Genomic DNA, 13,640 nt, shown 5'->3' with positions numbered 1-13,640 from the left:
ACGACGGTTGTACCGCCAACGTCGCACAGTGGCTAGCCAAACCCGCACAGCGGCTACGTCACCTGCGTCGCAGAGCGGTTGGACCGCGATCGATCGACCGTTTGCCGAGTGAGGCCCGAAGGGCCGAACGCAGAGCAAACGGTCGGTTTACATGAAATCGGCGATGCCGCTCTGTTTGTTCTTGTCGTTCTCGAACACGCTCTCCAGACTCCTGTCGAGGATCCGGAGTCGCTGTTTCGTGTACTCGCGGCAGCCGAACTCCTCCGCGACCTCGATCGCGGTGTCCATGTACTTGTTCACGGAGCCGCGGTGGACGGTGAGGTTGACCCGGCCGCCGCACTCCCGGCAGTCGCCCGTCAGCGGCATCCGCCGGTACTTCTCGCCGCAGTCGAGACAGCGCGTCTCCTGCCGGGAGAAGGCGCGGAGATTTCCGATCAGGTCAGGCAGGAAGTGGTACTCGATCACCCGCTCTGCGACGTCCGTCTCGTCGACGGCGCGGAGCTTTCGGGCCAGTTCGAGCTGGGCGTCCATCTTGTCCATCATCGAGCCGAGCGTCTTGTACGCCGACAGATCCGGTCCGAGTGCGATGTTCGAGGTGTCGTGGGTGTGCCTGAAGCCGGTGTACTCTCGGTCGGTGCCGACGTTCTTCTCGGCGATGGCGATGAGGTCTTCCACCTCGCCCGGATCGGCCATCTCGCGGGTGGCCTCGTAGAACTCCCGCGGATACCGCTCGACGACATCCATGTTGTGCGCCTCGTCGTCGATCTCCGCGGGATCGATCCGGGAGGACATGACCAGCGGCGCGTCCATTCTCCCGCCTCGTTTGTCGGGTAAGTAACTCTTGCTGAAGTTTAATAGACCATCGAGGAGTAACATAATACAATCCTCATCCCCATCACAATTTCTCCGTTTCGAAGCATGAAAATACGGGTGGGCGTAGCCGACCGCCGCCGACGTGAACCCCACGACGCGCCCGACGACCGCCGCGCTCGTGTGCGGGGCCATCCCGAACACCAGCTCGCCGATGAGGTCGTCGCGCTCGTTCACCTCGTAGAAGCGGGGGAGGCCGTAGAACTTCTCCAGCAGGTCGTCGACGAAGTTCGCGGTCCTGAGCATGTGCTCCGCCGAGCCGTCCGAGAGGACGACGTCCTGCACCTTCAGCTCGACCAGCTGGTCGTCGTGGCGGAGCGGTTCGCCGTCGACGTCCGTCTCGTAGCCGAGCTGCCGGAAGTGGTCGGCCGTGACGTCCAGCTCCTCCGGGCGGACGGCGGTCACCGGGAGGTCGGTCATGTCGTAGCGGACCGTCCCGTCCTTGAAGCTCGACACGCCGTGTTTGGCCCGAAGTATCCCCTTCTCGATCGGTTCCGGGGTCTTGTGCGAGGAGGTCAGCCCCTTGACGCCCTTCAGGATCTCGAAGGCGGCCTCGCGCTCGCCGACGTTCGAGAGCGCGTCTCGGTACTCCCGTCCGAGGTCGACCGTGTGCCAGTCGGGGCTTTCGACCTCCCGCCCGCAGCGGGGGCACTCGGTCCGCCCGGCCTCGTCGGGCTCGACCGCGATTTCGCACTCCGAGCACTCGTAGTACGGCTCGGTGTGGCCGCCGCAGTCGGGGCACCGGGTCTTGTACGTGTGCTCGGCGCAGTCGGCGCAGCGCCGGCGGCCGACCCGGACGTTGATGACGCCGCGCCGCCCGCGATCGTCCATCTTCCGGGCGGCCGCCGCCACGTCGCGCTGGTTGCCGCCGTCGTTGTTGATCGGGAACAGCGTGTGCACCGCGGGGCTGAGGTCGCGGCTCTCTGACTTCTCCGGGCGGCCCATCCGGTTGCCGATCCGGGTCGGCGCGCGCTCCTGCACCGCGAAGGGGGCGACCTCGTTGACAGCCTTCACGGCGTTGTTCCCGCCGTCCCACGCGCGCGCCTCCTCTGAGAGGCCGTCCCACTCCTTCCGAAGCCCGTCCGTCAATCCGAGGCTGCGGACGAGGGGCCGCCAGTCCGGGACGCGGAGCGAGTCCGGGGTCTGGGAGTGCTCGACGAGGAGCCGTTCGAGCGCCCGGCGGACGGTCTCCGTGCGTTCGAGGACGAGGACGCCGTCCGTCGGCGCGTCGGCTCGCCGACCGTTCGCCCGGTCGCTGTTTCTCCGGTCGCTGTTCGGCCGATCGTCGGTCGGCCGATCGCCGTTCGAACCCTCCCGCGCAGCGTCCCCGACGATTTCGCCGGCCGCGGCCGCCTCGACGAGCGCCTCGAACTCCTCGACGGTGACGTCGTGCCAGAGGTAGGTGTACTTCGGGTGAAGCGGCGCGTCGTACTCGGTCGCCCACGCCAGCGCCTCCTCGGCCGAGGGGTCCTCCAGGTCGATCCGGTAGGAGTCCCGCATCGCCTGCACGTCCGCGCCGGCGCGTTCGAGGTCCTGGATCCACCACTCGACGGCGTAGGAGGCGGGCGCGAGCGGGTGGTTGTTCTCGACGAACTCGCCGTAGTTGACGAGGTACTCGCCGAGGTCGATGATCTCCTCGACGCCGTTTCGGAGTTCCAGCGCCTCCTCCGGGTCGTCGATCCGCCTGACGTCGCCGTTGGCGAGGCGGACGGTCGGCCCCTCGATCGAGTCGACCGGGACGACCCCGCCGGCCTTTCCGGGCCGTTCGGTCTTGATCTGCGTCCCCGTGGCGATGAAGTCGTCGACGATGTGCATCGTCGCGGGGTGGACGCCCGCGGTCGCGAAGCCGTGGTTCCGTGCGCGGCCGTAGCGCAGGCGGAACCCGCCCGCGCGGGACGGATGGCCGAAGACGGGGCGGCCCGCGATGAGGTCGCGGAGGTACTTGGTCGCCGGTTCGACGCGGGGGGGTCCCGCCGGTTCCCCGGCGTCCGCGGTGTCGGCGTCCCCGTCGTCCGCCGCGTCGCTCGCCTCGGAGTCGGCTTCGGCCTCGTCGTCCCCCTCGTCCGCCGCGGGATCCGCGTCTTCCCCGCCGTCGTCCGTTCCGATGGTGCCGTCGATGAGGTCCTGGAGCCACGGCCAGTCCACCTCGTCGAGCTGGCGGGTGTACCGCTGGATCTTCGGCGCTTTCAGGGCGATACCCTCGGCCATCACGAGGCACATGCCGCCGCGGGCGGAGTTGGTGTCGACGCGTTCGAGGTCGCGGAAGCCCGACACCTCCTCGTCTCCCGTCGCCTCCCCGTCCAGCATGATGGGCATGTGCTCCGCGATGAACCGCGTCTCCTTGTCCTTCGGCGAGTACTGGAGGCCGGTCTCCTTGTCGTAGAGGTTGACCTCCTCGACGTACCGCTCTATCTCGTCGTTCCTGGCCTTGTACTCGTCGAGGCCGATGAGGGTCCGGGTGTAGTCGGCGACGAGCACCGACAGCGCCTGCGCCGTCCCGCCGGCGGAGCGGATCGGGCCGGCGTAGTAGACGTTGACGAACTCGGTGCCGTCGTCGTTCGTCAGGATCTCGACGCGGTCGATGCCCTCGATGGGCGCGGCGACCACGCCCTCGGTGAGGAGCGCGACGGCCGTGCGGACCGCGCCCTCGACCTTCCCCTCGCGCGTCTCGTAATCGCCGACGCGGCCCTCGGCGAAGTCCTCCGCGAGTTCCAGCGCGGCCTCCTCGCGGGACATCCGCCCTTCGAGTTCGCGGACCCGCCCCGCGACGCCCTCGATGCCGAGGATGTTCTCGACGCGGTCGGCCATGTCCTGGGCGACCGGGATCTCGACCTCGGTCTCGGGGTCCTTGCCCTGCGCTTTGGCCGCCTCGGCGAGTTCGAACGCCTCGTCCAGCCGGTCCTCGATCCGCGCGAAGTACCGCTCGTCCTCCGGTCTCACGCCTGCGTCCCCGTCGTCGCGATCACAGCCAGAGGTCGAGATCCGTCACGTCGTCGCGGGAGCGCTCCAGCGGCTCCTCGAAGCTCCGGAGGTACACCTCGCCCGCGAAGACGGTGGCCGCGTTGAGGTGGCCGGCGAGCGTCTGCCCGCTCCGCCGCGACAGGGTGACGTGCGTGTGCGCGAACGGCTCGCCGTCGAGCAGCGCGACGTTGCCGACGCAGGAGGCCACTTCGAGGGGTTCGTCGAACGTGACCGACCGGTACTCCTTGTCGTCCTGGTCGTAGTACCACAGTTCCGCGTCCTGCACCGCGCCCATCGCGGCGAACCAGGCCGACTCGATTCCCTCGCGCGACGCGAACTCCTCGATCTCCTCGCGCCAGTCGGCACCGTGCTCGAGACGCGCGAGGAACTCCCGGCTCTGTGTGACCTCGCGGTAGTTCATGTGGCGGTGAACGTGCGACCGGAACAAAAAAGCTCGCCTATCGCCAGTCGGGAAGTACGGGCGCGTCGTCGGCTCGAACGGACAGCCAGGCGTCGTCGCACGTGATGTCCGCGATGACGAGCTCGTCCCCGCAGGGAGAGGGGTTCACCGAGGCCATGACCTCGGGGCTCGACACGTTCGCGGCCGTTGTGTCCGTCGCCATGTATGCGAATTTCTATCACATCCACATAAGGCCGTCGAAACGACAGCGGTCGGTCGCCGGGAGACGAGCGAGGATAGGTGAAATCCGGATTTCAGCCTACGACGAATACTTACGGCCGAACTCGGAACGAGATACCATGTCGTATCGCGTTCGAGACGGATCTGCGGCCGAGAAGGCGACTGTCAAATACGATTCGAATACGGTAAATTTATCAGAGCACATCAAAAAGGAGGAGTCAGATGACAGACAGTAACAACCTCTCACGCCGCCGATTCCTGCAGGCGACCGGCGGCGCGGCCGCGGCGGCGGCGATCGCCGGCTGCACCGGCGACGACGGCGACGGCGACGGCGGAAACGACGGCAACCAGAGCGGCGGCGGGGGCCGCCAGGGGACCCAGGTCGGGGAGAACTACCTCCAGCTCATCAACTCGACGATGACCACGCTGGACCCGATCAAGGCGACGGACACCGCCTCCGGACGGGTCATTCAGCAGCTGTTCGACGGCCTGACGAACTATCCGAACGGCGACATCGCCGCCGAGGCGCTGCTCGCGGAGGACTACCAGACCTCCGAGGACTTCACCACCTACACGTTCAACATCAAACAGGGCGTGAAGTACCACGACGGCAGCGAGGTCACGGCGCAGGACTTCATCTACTCGTTCGAGCGGCTCGCGCAGTCGTCGAACTCCCGCCGCCAGTACTTCATCCTCGACTCGCTCGGCGTCAAACACGAGACGCAGACCGTCACGAACGACGACGGCGAGGAGGAAGAGCAGTACAAGCCCGGCTCGCTCGCGCTCAACGCGCCGGACGACTACACCCTCGAAATGGAGCTGGAGACGCCGTTCGCCTCCACGATCCCGATGCTGGCGTACTCCTCCTTCGCGGTGATTCCCGAGGGGATCGTCGGCGACATCGAGGGGTACGACGGCCAGATGAAACACCAGGAGTTCGCCACGAAGAACCCGATCGGTTGCGGTCCGTTCGAGTTCCGCAAGTGGCAGACCAACACCGAGGCGATCCTCGACAAGTACGGCGACTACCACGGCGAGGCGGCGAAAGTCGACGGTGTCCGCTGGCAGATCATCGAGGACGCTGACGCCTCCTACTCGTACGCCCGGAACAAGAACGCCGACGCGTTCGCCATCCCGACCGCGAAGTACAACCCGAACAACCTCAACGTCGAGAACACCGACGAGAAGGGCCGCGAGGTCGGCACCTACGACCTCGACGGGACGACCGTCGACTACGTCGGCGTCGCGACGATCAACACCTTCTACATCGCGTTCAACCAGAAGAACGTCGACGAGCCGGCCGTCCGCAAGGCCGCCGCCTACGCGCTCAACCAGAAGACGGCGATCGACCAGGTGTTCAAGGGTCGCGGCGAGGGGGCGTACCACTTCACGCCGCCGAACATCTACCCCGACGGCGCGAAGGCGTACGACCAGCACGCGAAGAACAACTACCCCTACGGGTACAACGAGACCCAGCTCGACAAGGCCCGGCAGGTCATGGAGGAGGCCGGTTACAGCGAGAGCAACCGCTACCAGCTCACCTTCACCACCTACGAGGACCCGAGCTGGCAGCAGATCGGGCAGATCCTGCGCGACCAGCTCGCGAGCGCTTACATCGACATGCAGCTGGAGGAAGCGCCGTTCGCGACGCTGCTCCAGCGCGGCCGCGAGGGCAACCTCCAGGCGTACTCGCTCGGGTGGATCATGGACTGGCCGGCGCCGGACAACTTCCTGCAGAACCTCGTGCCGGAGCTCACGGTCACCTCCCAGGAGGGCGGGGCCAAGGGTGCCTACGTCGACTGGCAGGGCACCGAAGCCTCCCGGCGCGCCCAGCAGGCGTGGGAGCGGATCGCGAACAACCCCGAGCCGACCGACCAGGCCGAAGCGGCGCGCAACGAGGCCTACGTCCAGATGGAGGAGGCGAACTGGCAGGACGTCGTCCTCCTGCCCGTCTACCACCGGATGGACCAGCTGTTCAACTACCAGTGGGTAGACATGCCGAAGTTCGGCGGCGGGGGCTTCAGCCGGATGAAGCTCAACACGACGACGCTCGGCGATCGGAACTGAACCCGGCGACGTCGCCCCGTTTCGGGGGCGCTTCGAAATGTGCGTTTTCCGTTGGCGAAAGAATCGCGCGAACCGTAACGCAAGATATAACCACGGTAATTCAAAAGAAATCTCAACGATGATAAGCGACGCGCCGCCTCGTCGGAGGGCAGTATGAGCCGCTGGGGGTACTTCCTCCGACGGCTCCTGCTCGCCGTGCCGGTCGTCATCTTCGGGACGACGATCACGTTCCTCATCCTCCGCGCCGGGCCGCTCGACCCGGTGAGCGCGATCCTCGGCCCGACCGGCTCCCCGCAGGCGTACAACCGAATTCAGGAGAACCTCGGCTTGAACAAGCCCCTCTGGGAGCAGTACATCGACTTCATGGTGAGCCTGTTCACCTTCGATCTGGGGCAGTCGTGGGTGATCAACCCGGACACCGACGCGTACGACCTCATCCTGCTCTTCGCGCCCCGGACCATCTGGCTCGGCTTCTGGTCCGTGCTCATCGCCCTGTTCGTCGGGATTCCGCTCGGCTTTTACGCCGGACTGCACCCGAACACTCCCTCGGACTACCTCGCCTCCTTCGGCGGCATCGTCTGGCGGGCGATGCCGAACTTCTGGCTCGCCATCATCCTCGTCGGGGCGCTCGGCCTCTCGGGGCCGTTCGGCGGCGCGTGGATCAACCTCGGGCCGCAGACGAACATCATCGGACCGCCCGACCTCGGCTTCTTCTCCGATCCGCTGCGGCTGCTAACCGCGCCCGGCGACACGTGGCCCGACTTCCTCGCCGCGCTGAAGAAGATCGCCCCCGCGGCGGTCGTCCTCGGGTCGGCGTCGATGGGCAACGAGATGCGCATCGGCCGGACGGCGGTGCTGGAGACGATTAACTCGAACTACGTCGAGACCGCTCGCGCCAAGGGCGTCCCGCGGCGGAGCATCGTCTGGAAGCACGTCTTCCGCAACGCGCTCATCCCCCTCGTGCCGATCATCACCGGCGAGGCGTTCCTGCTCATCGGCGGGTCGGTCATCGTCGAAACCGTGTTCGGGATCAACGGGCTGGGCTACCTGTTCTTCCAGGCCATCACGCAGGGCGACCTGCCGCTGGTCGGTTCGCTGATGTTCATCTTCATCCTCCTGCTCGTCGTCGTCAACATCCTGCAGGACTTCCTGTACACGATCATCGACCCGCGAGTGGGGTACGAGAGGTAACACCATGAGTGACACATCACCCTCCGAGGACGCGCCGCTCGTCGATCGAATCGCCGCGAACCCGCGCCCGGCGCTCGTCTGGGTCGCCGGGTTCGCAGTCCTGCTCGCGCTGGAGTTCGGGGCGCTCGCCGAGTCGCTCACCAGCCCGGTTCCGTGGGCCGACCTCTACGAGCGGCCCGCCGGCGCACTCGGGCTTCCCGCGGGTGCCGTCGGGTTCGTCCTGCTGGCGTCCGCGGCCGTCGTCGCCGGGATCGGGTTCGCACACTACTGGCGCGAGGGATCGCTCCGGGCGGCCGGGGGCGGCGCGCTCTCGCTCCTGGTCGCGGTCGAACTCGGCATCGCGCTCGGGGGGAACGCGACGATCGCCGTCACCGCCCTCGCGCTTTTGGCCGCGCTCGCGCTCGTCGGCACCGGCGTCGCACGGGGCTCGCCGCGCGGAGCCGTGATCGGCGGGATCGCGCTGCTCGTCGGACTCGTCGGCGTCCACGCGATCCAGCCGCTCCCGACGCTTCTCACCAGAGAGCTCATCCCCAATCAGGGGTACGAGCACCCCGATCGGGGGTGGGTCGGGCCGTTCCTCGGCCTCCCGCCCGCGGTCGCGTGGGCGCTCCGGGTCGCCCTGGTGTACGCGTACGCCTTCGCCCTCCTCGCGTGGGCCTGGCGCGGGTACAACGTCTTCCGCGAGCACTACCGCTACGCGGACTGGACCCCCCGCGACGACATGGTCGACCGCTTCCGCAACCACTACTGGGGGCTCTTCGGCTTCGTCGTGGTGTTCATGTTCGTCGTCTTCGCGGTGTTCGCGCCCCCGATCGGCCCCACCACCGTCGAGCGGAACATCATGAACCCGTACTCGCACGAACTGACGTACTGGGACGAGGCCGCGGGCGGGACGGCGACGATCACGGTCGGCGACGCGAACCTCGGATCCTCCTCCGCCGGCAACCCCGATCGGAACGTCGGCGTCATGCAGTACGACGAGTACGACAGGTTCCACCCGTTCGGGACGCTCGTCTCCGGGAAGGACCTCTTCACCTTCATGGCCGCCGGCGCGCGCGTCTCGCTCTTCATCGGCATCCTCGCGCTCGGGATGAGCGGACTCATCGCGGCGGTGCTCGCGCTGGTCACGGCCTACTACAAGGGAGTTGCCGACCTCCTCGCCGTCATCGTGAGCGACTCGATCCAGTCGCTCCCGCGGCTGCTCCTCATCATCCTGCTGTCGGTGGTGTTCGCCGAAACGTGGCTGTCGGAGGTGTACAGCGGCGGGCTGTTGCTCGCGCTCATCTTCGGGGCCACCACCTGGCCGTTCCTCTGGCGCGCGGTTCGCGGCCCGGCGCTGCAGGTTTCGGAGCAGGAGTGGATCGACGCGGCGCGGAGCTTCGGCCAGCGGCCGCACGTCACGATGAAAAAGCACATGGCCCCGTACATCATCGGCTACCTGCTCGTGTACGCGTCGCTCACGCTCGGCGGGATCATCATCGCGACGGCCGCGCTGTCGTTCCTCGGCGTCGGCGTCAGCGCGCCCACGCCCGAGTGGGGTCGCGCGGTGAGCGACGGGCGGTCGTACATCGCGACCGTCTCGTGGCACATCTCGACCATCCCCGGGATCCTGGTCGTGATCGTCGTGACGGCGTTCAACGCCTTCGGCGACGGCGTCCGCGACGCGATCGACCCGCAGAGCGCGGGCGGCGGCGACGCCGCCGACGAAGCTGTCGTCGCGGCAGGGGGTGGCGGATAATGGCGGGAAGCGACGAGCCGGCACGATCGCCGGCGAGGGGCAGCGACGAGCCGACTCGGTCGTCGGCGAGGGGTAACGGCGAGCCGGCACAGCCACCGGCGAGGGGTGACGACGAGTCGGCTGTCGCAGCGCCGTCTACCGCACGTGGCGACGCCGACGGCGAGCCCCTGCTCGAAGTCGACGGCGTCCGAACCGCATTCTTCACGGACAAGGAGGTCATCCGCGCGGTCGACGGCGTGAGCTTCGACATCCGCCGCGGCGAGACGGTCGGCGTCGTCGGCGAGTCCGGCTCGGGCAAGAGCGTCACCGCCCGGACCATCATGGGGCTCGTCGAGTCGCCGGGGCGCGTTCTCCGGGGGAGCGTACGGTTCCGAGATCCCGACGCCGTCCGCCGGTTCGCCTCGAAGTTCGGCGGGCGCACGGCGGACGTGAGCGACCTCGCTCCCGAAGAGCGCGAGGGGGCGATCGGCGAGGACGACTTCGTCGTCGTCGAAGAGCGCCGGGACGGCGAGATCACGAGGGGGTACGTCGACGTCGTCAGAGCGCCGGAGAAGGCCCTTCGGAAGCTCCGCGGCGGCGACATCGCCATGGTGTTCCAGGACCCGCTCACGAGCCTCAACCCGGTGTACACCGTCGGCAACCAGATCAAGGAGGCGCTGCGCCTTCACCGGGGGCTGACGGGGAGCGACGCGACGCGCGAGGCGATCGACCTCCTCGAAGCCGTCGGCATCCCCGACGCCGGGCGGCGGGTGAGAGAGTACCCCCACGAGTTCTCCGGCGGGATGCGCCAGCGGGCGGTGATCGCCATGGCGCTCGCCTGCGATCCGGAGGTGCTCATCTGCGACGAGCCGACGACCGCGCTCGACGTGACGATCCAGGCGCAGATCCTCGAACTCCTCCGGGACCTCCAGGAGGAGCGCGACCTGGCGATCATGTTCATCACCCACGACATGGGCGTCATCGCGGAGATCGCGGACAGCGTGAACGTGATGTACGCGGGCGAGATCGTCGAGAGCGCGCCGGTCGTCGAGCTGTTCGAGCGGCCGAAGCACCCGTACACGCGGGGGCTCCTAGAGTCGATTCCCGGAACGCAGGGGCGGGACGAGCGCCTGCGCACCATCGAGGGCGAGGTGCCGACGCCGAACGAGGAGCCGACGTACTGCCGGTTCGCGCCGCGCTGTCCGAAGGCGTTCGACGAGTGCGACCGCGTCCACCCGGTGCCGGTCGACGTGGCGGACGGCGCGCGCGACCACACCGCGGCCTGCCTGCTCTACCCCGAGGACGAGAGTCGGGAGGCGGCGGTGTCGCTTCACGAGTCGAGAAACGGCGAACGAGGTGATTCCGCGTGAGCGAGCAGGCGACGGTCGAGGGCGAATCGGCGCGGAGATCCGGCGAGACGCTCATCGAGGTCAGGGGGCTCAAGAAGTACTACGACGACGGCAGCCTGTTCGGCGGCGAGCCGGTGAAGGCCGTCGACGGCGTCAGCTTCGAGATCGAGCGCGGCGAGACCCTGGGACTCGTCGGCGAGTCCGGCTGCGGGAAGACGACGCTCGGTCGGACGCTGGTGCAACTCGAACGCGCGACGGACGGCGAGGTGCTGTTCGACGGCCGCGACGCGACGACGCTCTCCGGCGCCGAGCTGAAGGAGTGGCGGCGGAACACGCAGATGGTGTTCCAGGACCCGGAATCCAGCCTCAACGACCGGATGACGGTCGGCGAGATCATCCGCGAGCCGCTCGACGTGCACGACTGGAAGACGCCGCCGGAGCGGCGCGCCCGCGTCCGCGAGCTCCTGGAGACGGTCGGCCTCCGACCCGAACACTACTACCGCTACCCGCACCAGTTCTCGGGCGGGCAGCGCCAGCGGATCGGGATCGCCCGCGCGCTCGCGCTCGAACCCGAGTTCATCGTCCTCGACGAGCCCGTCTCCGCCCTCGACGTCTCCGTCCAGGCGAAGATTCTGAACCTGCTGGAGGACCTTCAGGAGGAGTTCGGACTCACCTACCTGTTCATCGCCCACGACCTCGCGGTCGTCCGGCACATCTGCGACCGCGTCGCCGTCATGTACCTGGGCAACATCATGGAGCTCGGACCGGCGGAGGAGCTGTTCGACGACCCGGCGAACCCGTACACCCACGCGCTGTTGTCCGCGATCCCGGAGCCGGATCCGACGAGCGAGAAGGAGCGGATCACCCTGCGGGGCACGCCGCCGAGCCCGCGCGACCCGCCGGCCGGCTGCCCGTTCAGCACGCGGTGTCCGGTGAAGATACGGCCCGAGAAGTACGCCGACGTGGACGAGGAGCTCTGGGAGCGCATCGAGGTGCTCCGGGAGGTCCTCAGGGAGCGCTCGCGGGCCGAGCGGTCGCTCTCCGATCGGGCGCGCGAACTGCTCGGGATGGAGACGCGCTACACCGACATCGACGAGATCCGCGGGGAGCTGTTCGGCGACGTCGACGTGCCGGCCGAGATCGAGGCGCACGTCGACGAGGCGGCGGCGTACGTCAGGGCGAACAAGGAGGCGGAGGCGCGCCGGTACCTCCTGTCCGAGTTCGGGAGCGAGTGCGACACGGAGCGCCCCGATCACTACCGCGTGAGCGGATCCGGGCGCGCGAGCCTCTGTCACCGCCACGCGCCGGAACATGACGAGCCGGCGACCGTCTACCGGCGACAGCTGAACCGCGGCGAATGAACGCGAACCGGTTGGGACGACAGCTGCTCGACGCCGCCTCCTACGCGGCCGTCCTGACCGGCCTCCTTTTCGTCGTTTCGGCGGCCGTGAGCTTCGCCCTCGGACGGGGACTCGTCGGCGTGAAACACCTGCTTTTTTTCGCCGGGTTCGCCCTGCTCGGGTACGCGACGTTCCGCCTCCGGCCGAAGTCGCTGTGGAAGCGGCGGGGCGAGGCCGCCGAGGAGTCCGATCCCGCGAGGGAGACGCGGTTCCAGCGACTCGCGCGGACGCCGCTGCCGGCGGACCTGGTGTTGCCCCCCGAGGAGCGGATCCCGGCGCCAGCGCGGCTCTTCGCGGCGAGCCTCGTCGTCCTCGGGACCTCGGCGGCCATGGAGTTCGTCTTCGGCGTCGGCGTCCCGTGAGCGCGGCGACCGCCGTCGAAGAGCGGCAGGACCCGCCGACGGAGAACCGGTGACCGCCGACGCACGGGCGCGGCGCACGTCCGGTAGGCTTTACCGTATCGGCGTTCGAACCCGGGATATGCCGGAAACCGGAAACGAGGGCGCGGACTACGCGGAGCGGATCAGCGCGAACGCCGACGCGGAGAAGAGCGCCTGGCGGGCGACGCTGTCGGACGCGGAGGCGATGGCCGCGGACCTCGAAGCCGACGGGTGGCGGACGCTCCTCGTCGCGGCCGGCCACACCGCCCCCGAGAGCCCCGAGTCGGGGACGCACGACCGGTTCGGCCTGACCCACGTCGTTCCCGGGAACGTCGAGGATGAGTTCGTCGAGCTGTTCGAGGCCGGGCAATTCCCGCGATACGAGGTCCACCGGGCCGAGGCCGCCGGGCGAGCGTTCGTCGTGACGACGCTGTTCGACCCCGAGACGAAGGCGGCGATCCTCGTCGCCGGGACCTACGAACTGCGCCACGCCGCGGGGTGCGCGAGGGCGGCGAAGGAGGCGGGGAAGATGTACACGCACGTCCAGAAGCTCGACGGCACCCACCTGGGGTCGTTCGAACACGACGACTACGAGAAGTTCTTCCCCGAGAACGTCGAAAACTGGATCGACTCGTAGCGAAAAAAGCGGCAGCGAACCGGGAACCGATCCGCGATCGATCGCGGACCGATCGTCGATCGATGGCGGATCGGTCGCGCATCGGTCGCGCATCGACCCGCGATTGGAGTCGCCTCGCCGACGACCGCTGATCCACTGACCGCCCCGCTACGCCTCTTCGCGGACCGGGAAGGCGATTTCGACGGTCGCCTTGTACTCCGTGATCTGTCCGTCCTCGACGCTCGCCGTCCAGTCTTCGATCTCGATGCCGCTTATGTCGTCGATCGTCTCGCTGGCCTTGTTCACGGCCTCTTCGGCCGCGTTTTCCCACGATTCCGAAGACGTTCCGAGCACCTTGACGATTTTTACAGCCGTCATACGGGTGACAGTGCAACGCCCGCGCGGAAATACGTGTGCTAAGAAGTTGCAAACATTCTGCGGGACGCGAA

At 68.0% G+C, this 13,640-nt stretch carries 11 protein-coding genes; 7 read left to right on the top strand and 4 right to left on the bottom strand.

The genetic code is table 11. The annotated features are described in order from the left end of the window. Nucleotides 1-147 precede the first annotated feature (147 nt). Genes CNO20_RS05020 through CNO20_RS23210 form a run of 3 tightly spaced genes read right to left on the bottom strand, consistent with a single transcriptional unit; the run spans nt 148 to nt 4,454 of the window. Nucleotides 148-3,810 (bottom strand): DNA polymerase II large subunit, encoded by a 3,663-nt coding sequence (locus CNO20_RS05020; protein WP_101295065.1) that lies wholly within the window; start codon nt 3,808-3,810, stop codon nt 148-150. Between the two features lie 22 nt (nt 3,811-3,832). Continuing rightward, nucleotides 3,833-4,252, bottom strand: a complete 420-nt coding sequence (locus CNO20_RS05015; protein WP_101295064.1) for a PPC domain-containing DNA-binding protein — start codon at nt 4,250-4,252, stop codon at nt 3,833-3,835. 37 nt (nt 4,253-4,289) lie between these two features. Beyond that, nucleotides 4,290-4,454, bottom strand: a complete 165-nt coding sequence (locus CNO20_RS23210; protein WP_199174738.1) for a DUF7556 family protein — start codon at nt 4,452-4,454, stop codon at nt 4,290-4,292. Nucleotides 4,455-4,693: 239 nt separating this feature from the next. Between CNO20_RS23210 and CNO20_RS05010 the strand changes: the two genes are divergently transcribed. The 7 genes from CNO20_RS05010 (at nt 4,694) to CNO20_RS04980 (ending at nt 13,212) form a co-directional block, all read left to right on the top strand. Beyond that, entirely contained in the window at nt 4,694-6,538 is a 1,845-nt protein-coding gene (locus tag CNO20_RS05010; protein ID WP_101295063.1) for an ABC transporter substrate-binding protein, read from the top strand. A 153-nt stretch (nt 6,539-6,691) separates the two neighbouring features. Further along, complete coding sequence (locus CNO20_RS05005; RefSeq protein ID WP_101295062.1) at nt 6,692-7,729, top strand: ABC transporter permease; 1,038 nt, start codon at nt 6,692-6,694, stop codon at nt 7,727-7,729. 4 nt (nt 7,730-7,733) lie between these two features. Further along, nucleotides 7,734-9,467, top strand: coding sequence for an ABC transporter permease (locus CNO20_RS05000; protein ID WP_101295061.1), 1,734 nt, complete (start codon nt 7,734-7,736; stop codon nt 9,465-9,467). Beyond that, nucleotides 9,467-10,816, top strand: a complete 1,350-nt coding sequence (locus CNO20_RS04995) for an ABC transporter ATP-binding protein (RefSeq protein WP_101295060.1) — start codon at nt 9,467-9,469, stop codon at nt 10,814-10,816. The genes CNO20_RS05000 and CNO20_RS04995 overlap by 1 nt, the downstream gene beginning before the upstream one ends. Then, the gene (locus tag CNO20_RS04990) at nt 10,813-12,156 is read left to right on the top strand and encodes an ABC transporter ATP-binding protein (RefSeq protein WP_101295059.1); all 1,344 of its coding nucleotides are present in this window, start codon (nt 10,813-10,815) and stop codon (nt 12,154-12,156) included. The genes CNO20_RS04995 and CNO20_RS04990 overlap by 4 nt, the downstream gene beginning before the upstream one ends. Beyond that, on the top strand, nt 12,153-12,557 hold the full coding sequence (locus CNO20_RS04985) for a DUF7555 family protein (protein WP_101295058.1): 405 nt from the start codon (nt 12,153-12,155) through the stop codon (nt 12,555-12,557). Before CNO20_RS04990 ends, CNO20_RS04985 begins: the two co-directional genes overlap by 4 nt. 118 nt (nt 12,558-12,675) lie before the next feature. After that, nucleotides 12,676-13,212 carry a DUF7529 family protein gene (locus CNO20_RS04980; protein ID WP_101295057.1) on the top strand — a complete coding sequence of 179 codons (537 nt, stop codon included), beginning with the start codon at nt 12,676-12,678 and terminating at the stop codon, nt 13,210-13,212. A gap of 147 nt (nt 13,213-13,359) precedes the next feature. Here CNO20_RS04980 and CNO20_RS04975 read toward each other — a convergent pair whose 3' ends face one another. After that, nucleotides 13,360-13,569 carry a dodecin family protein gene (locus CNO20_RS04975; RefSeq protein ID WP_101295056.1) on the bottom strand — a complete coding sequence of 70 codons (210 nt, stop codon included), beginning with the start codon at nt 13,567-13,569 and terminating at the stop codon, nt 13,360-13,362. Nucleotides 13,570-13,640: the final 71 nt, after the last annotated feature.

The sequence above is a fragment of the Halegenticoccus soli genome (genome assembly GCF_002844195.1).
Classification (GTDB): domain Archaea; phylum Halobacteriota; class Halobacteria; order Halobacteriales; family Haloferacaceae; genus Halegenticoccus; species Halegenticoccus soli.
Note: the sequence above shows the minus strand (reverse complement) of the source record. Positions and strands in the feature narration are given on the sequence as shown.

Excerpts from the sequence above, each read along its gene's own strand:
- CNO20_RS05005 (WP_101295062.1), top strand. The coding sequence starts at position 6,692 with ATGAGCCGCTGGGGGTACTTCCTCCGACGGCTCCTGCTCGCCGTGCCG.
- CNO20_RS04980 (WP_101295057.1), top strand. The coding sequence starts at position 12,676 with ATGCCGGAAACCGGAAACGAGGGCGCGGACTACGCGGAGCGGATCAGC.
- CNO20_RS04995 (WP_101295060.1), top strand. The coding sequence starts at position 9,467 with ATGGCGGGAAGCGACGAGCCGGCACGATCGCCGGCGAGGGGCAGCGAC.
- CNO20_RS23210 (WP_199174738.1), bottom strand. The coding sequence starts at position 4,454 with ATGGCGACGGACACAACGGCCGCGAACGTGTCGAGCCCCGAGGTCATG.
- CNO20_RS04975 (WP_101295056.1), bottom strand. The coding sequence starts at position 13,569 with ATGACGGCTGTAAAAATCGTCAAGGTGCTCGGAACGTCTTCGGAATCG.
- CNO20_RS05010 (WP_101295063.1), top strand. The coding sequence starts at position 4,694 with ATGACAGACAGTAACAACCTCTCACGCCGCCGATTCCTGCAGGCGACC.
- CNO20_RS04985 (WP_101295058.1), top strand. The coding sequence starts at position 12,153 with ATGAACGCGAACCGGTTGGGACGACAGCTGCTCGACGCCGCCTCCTAC.
- CNO20_RS05015 (WP_101295064.1), bottom strand. The coding sequence starts at position 4,252 with ATGAACTACCGCGAGGTCACACAGAGCCGGGAGTTCCTCGCGCGTCTC.
- CNO20_RS05000 (WP_101295061.1), top strand. The coding sequence starts at position 7,734 with ATGAGTGACACATCACCCTCCGAGGACGCGCCGCTCGTCGATCGAATC.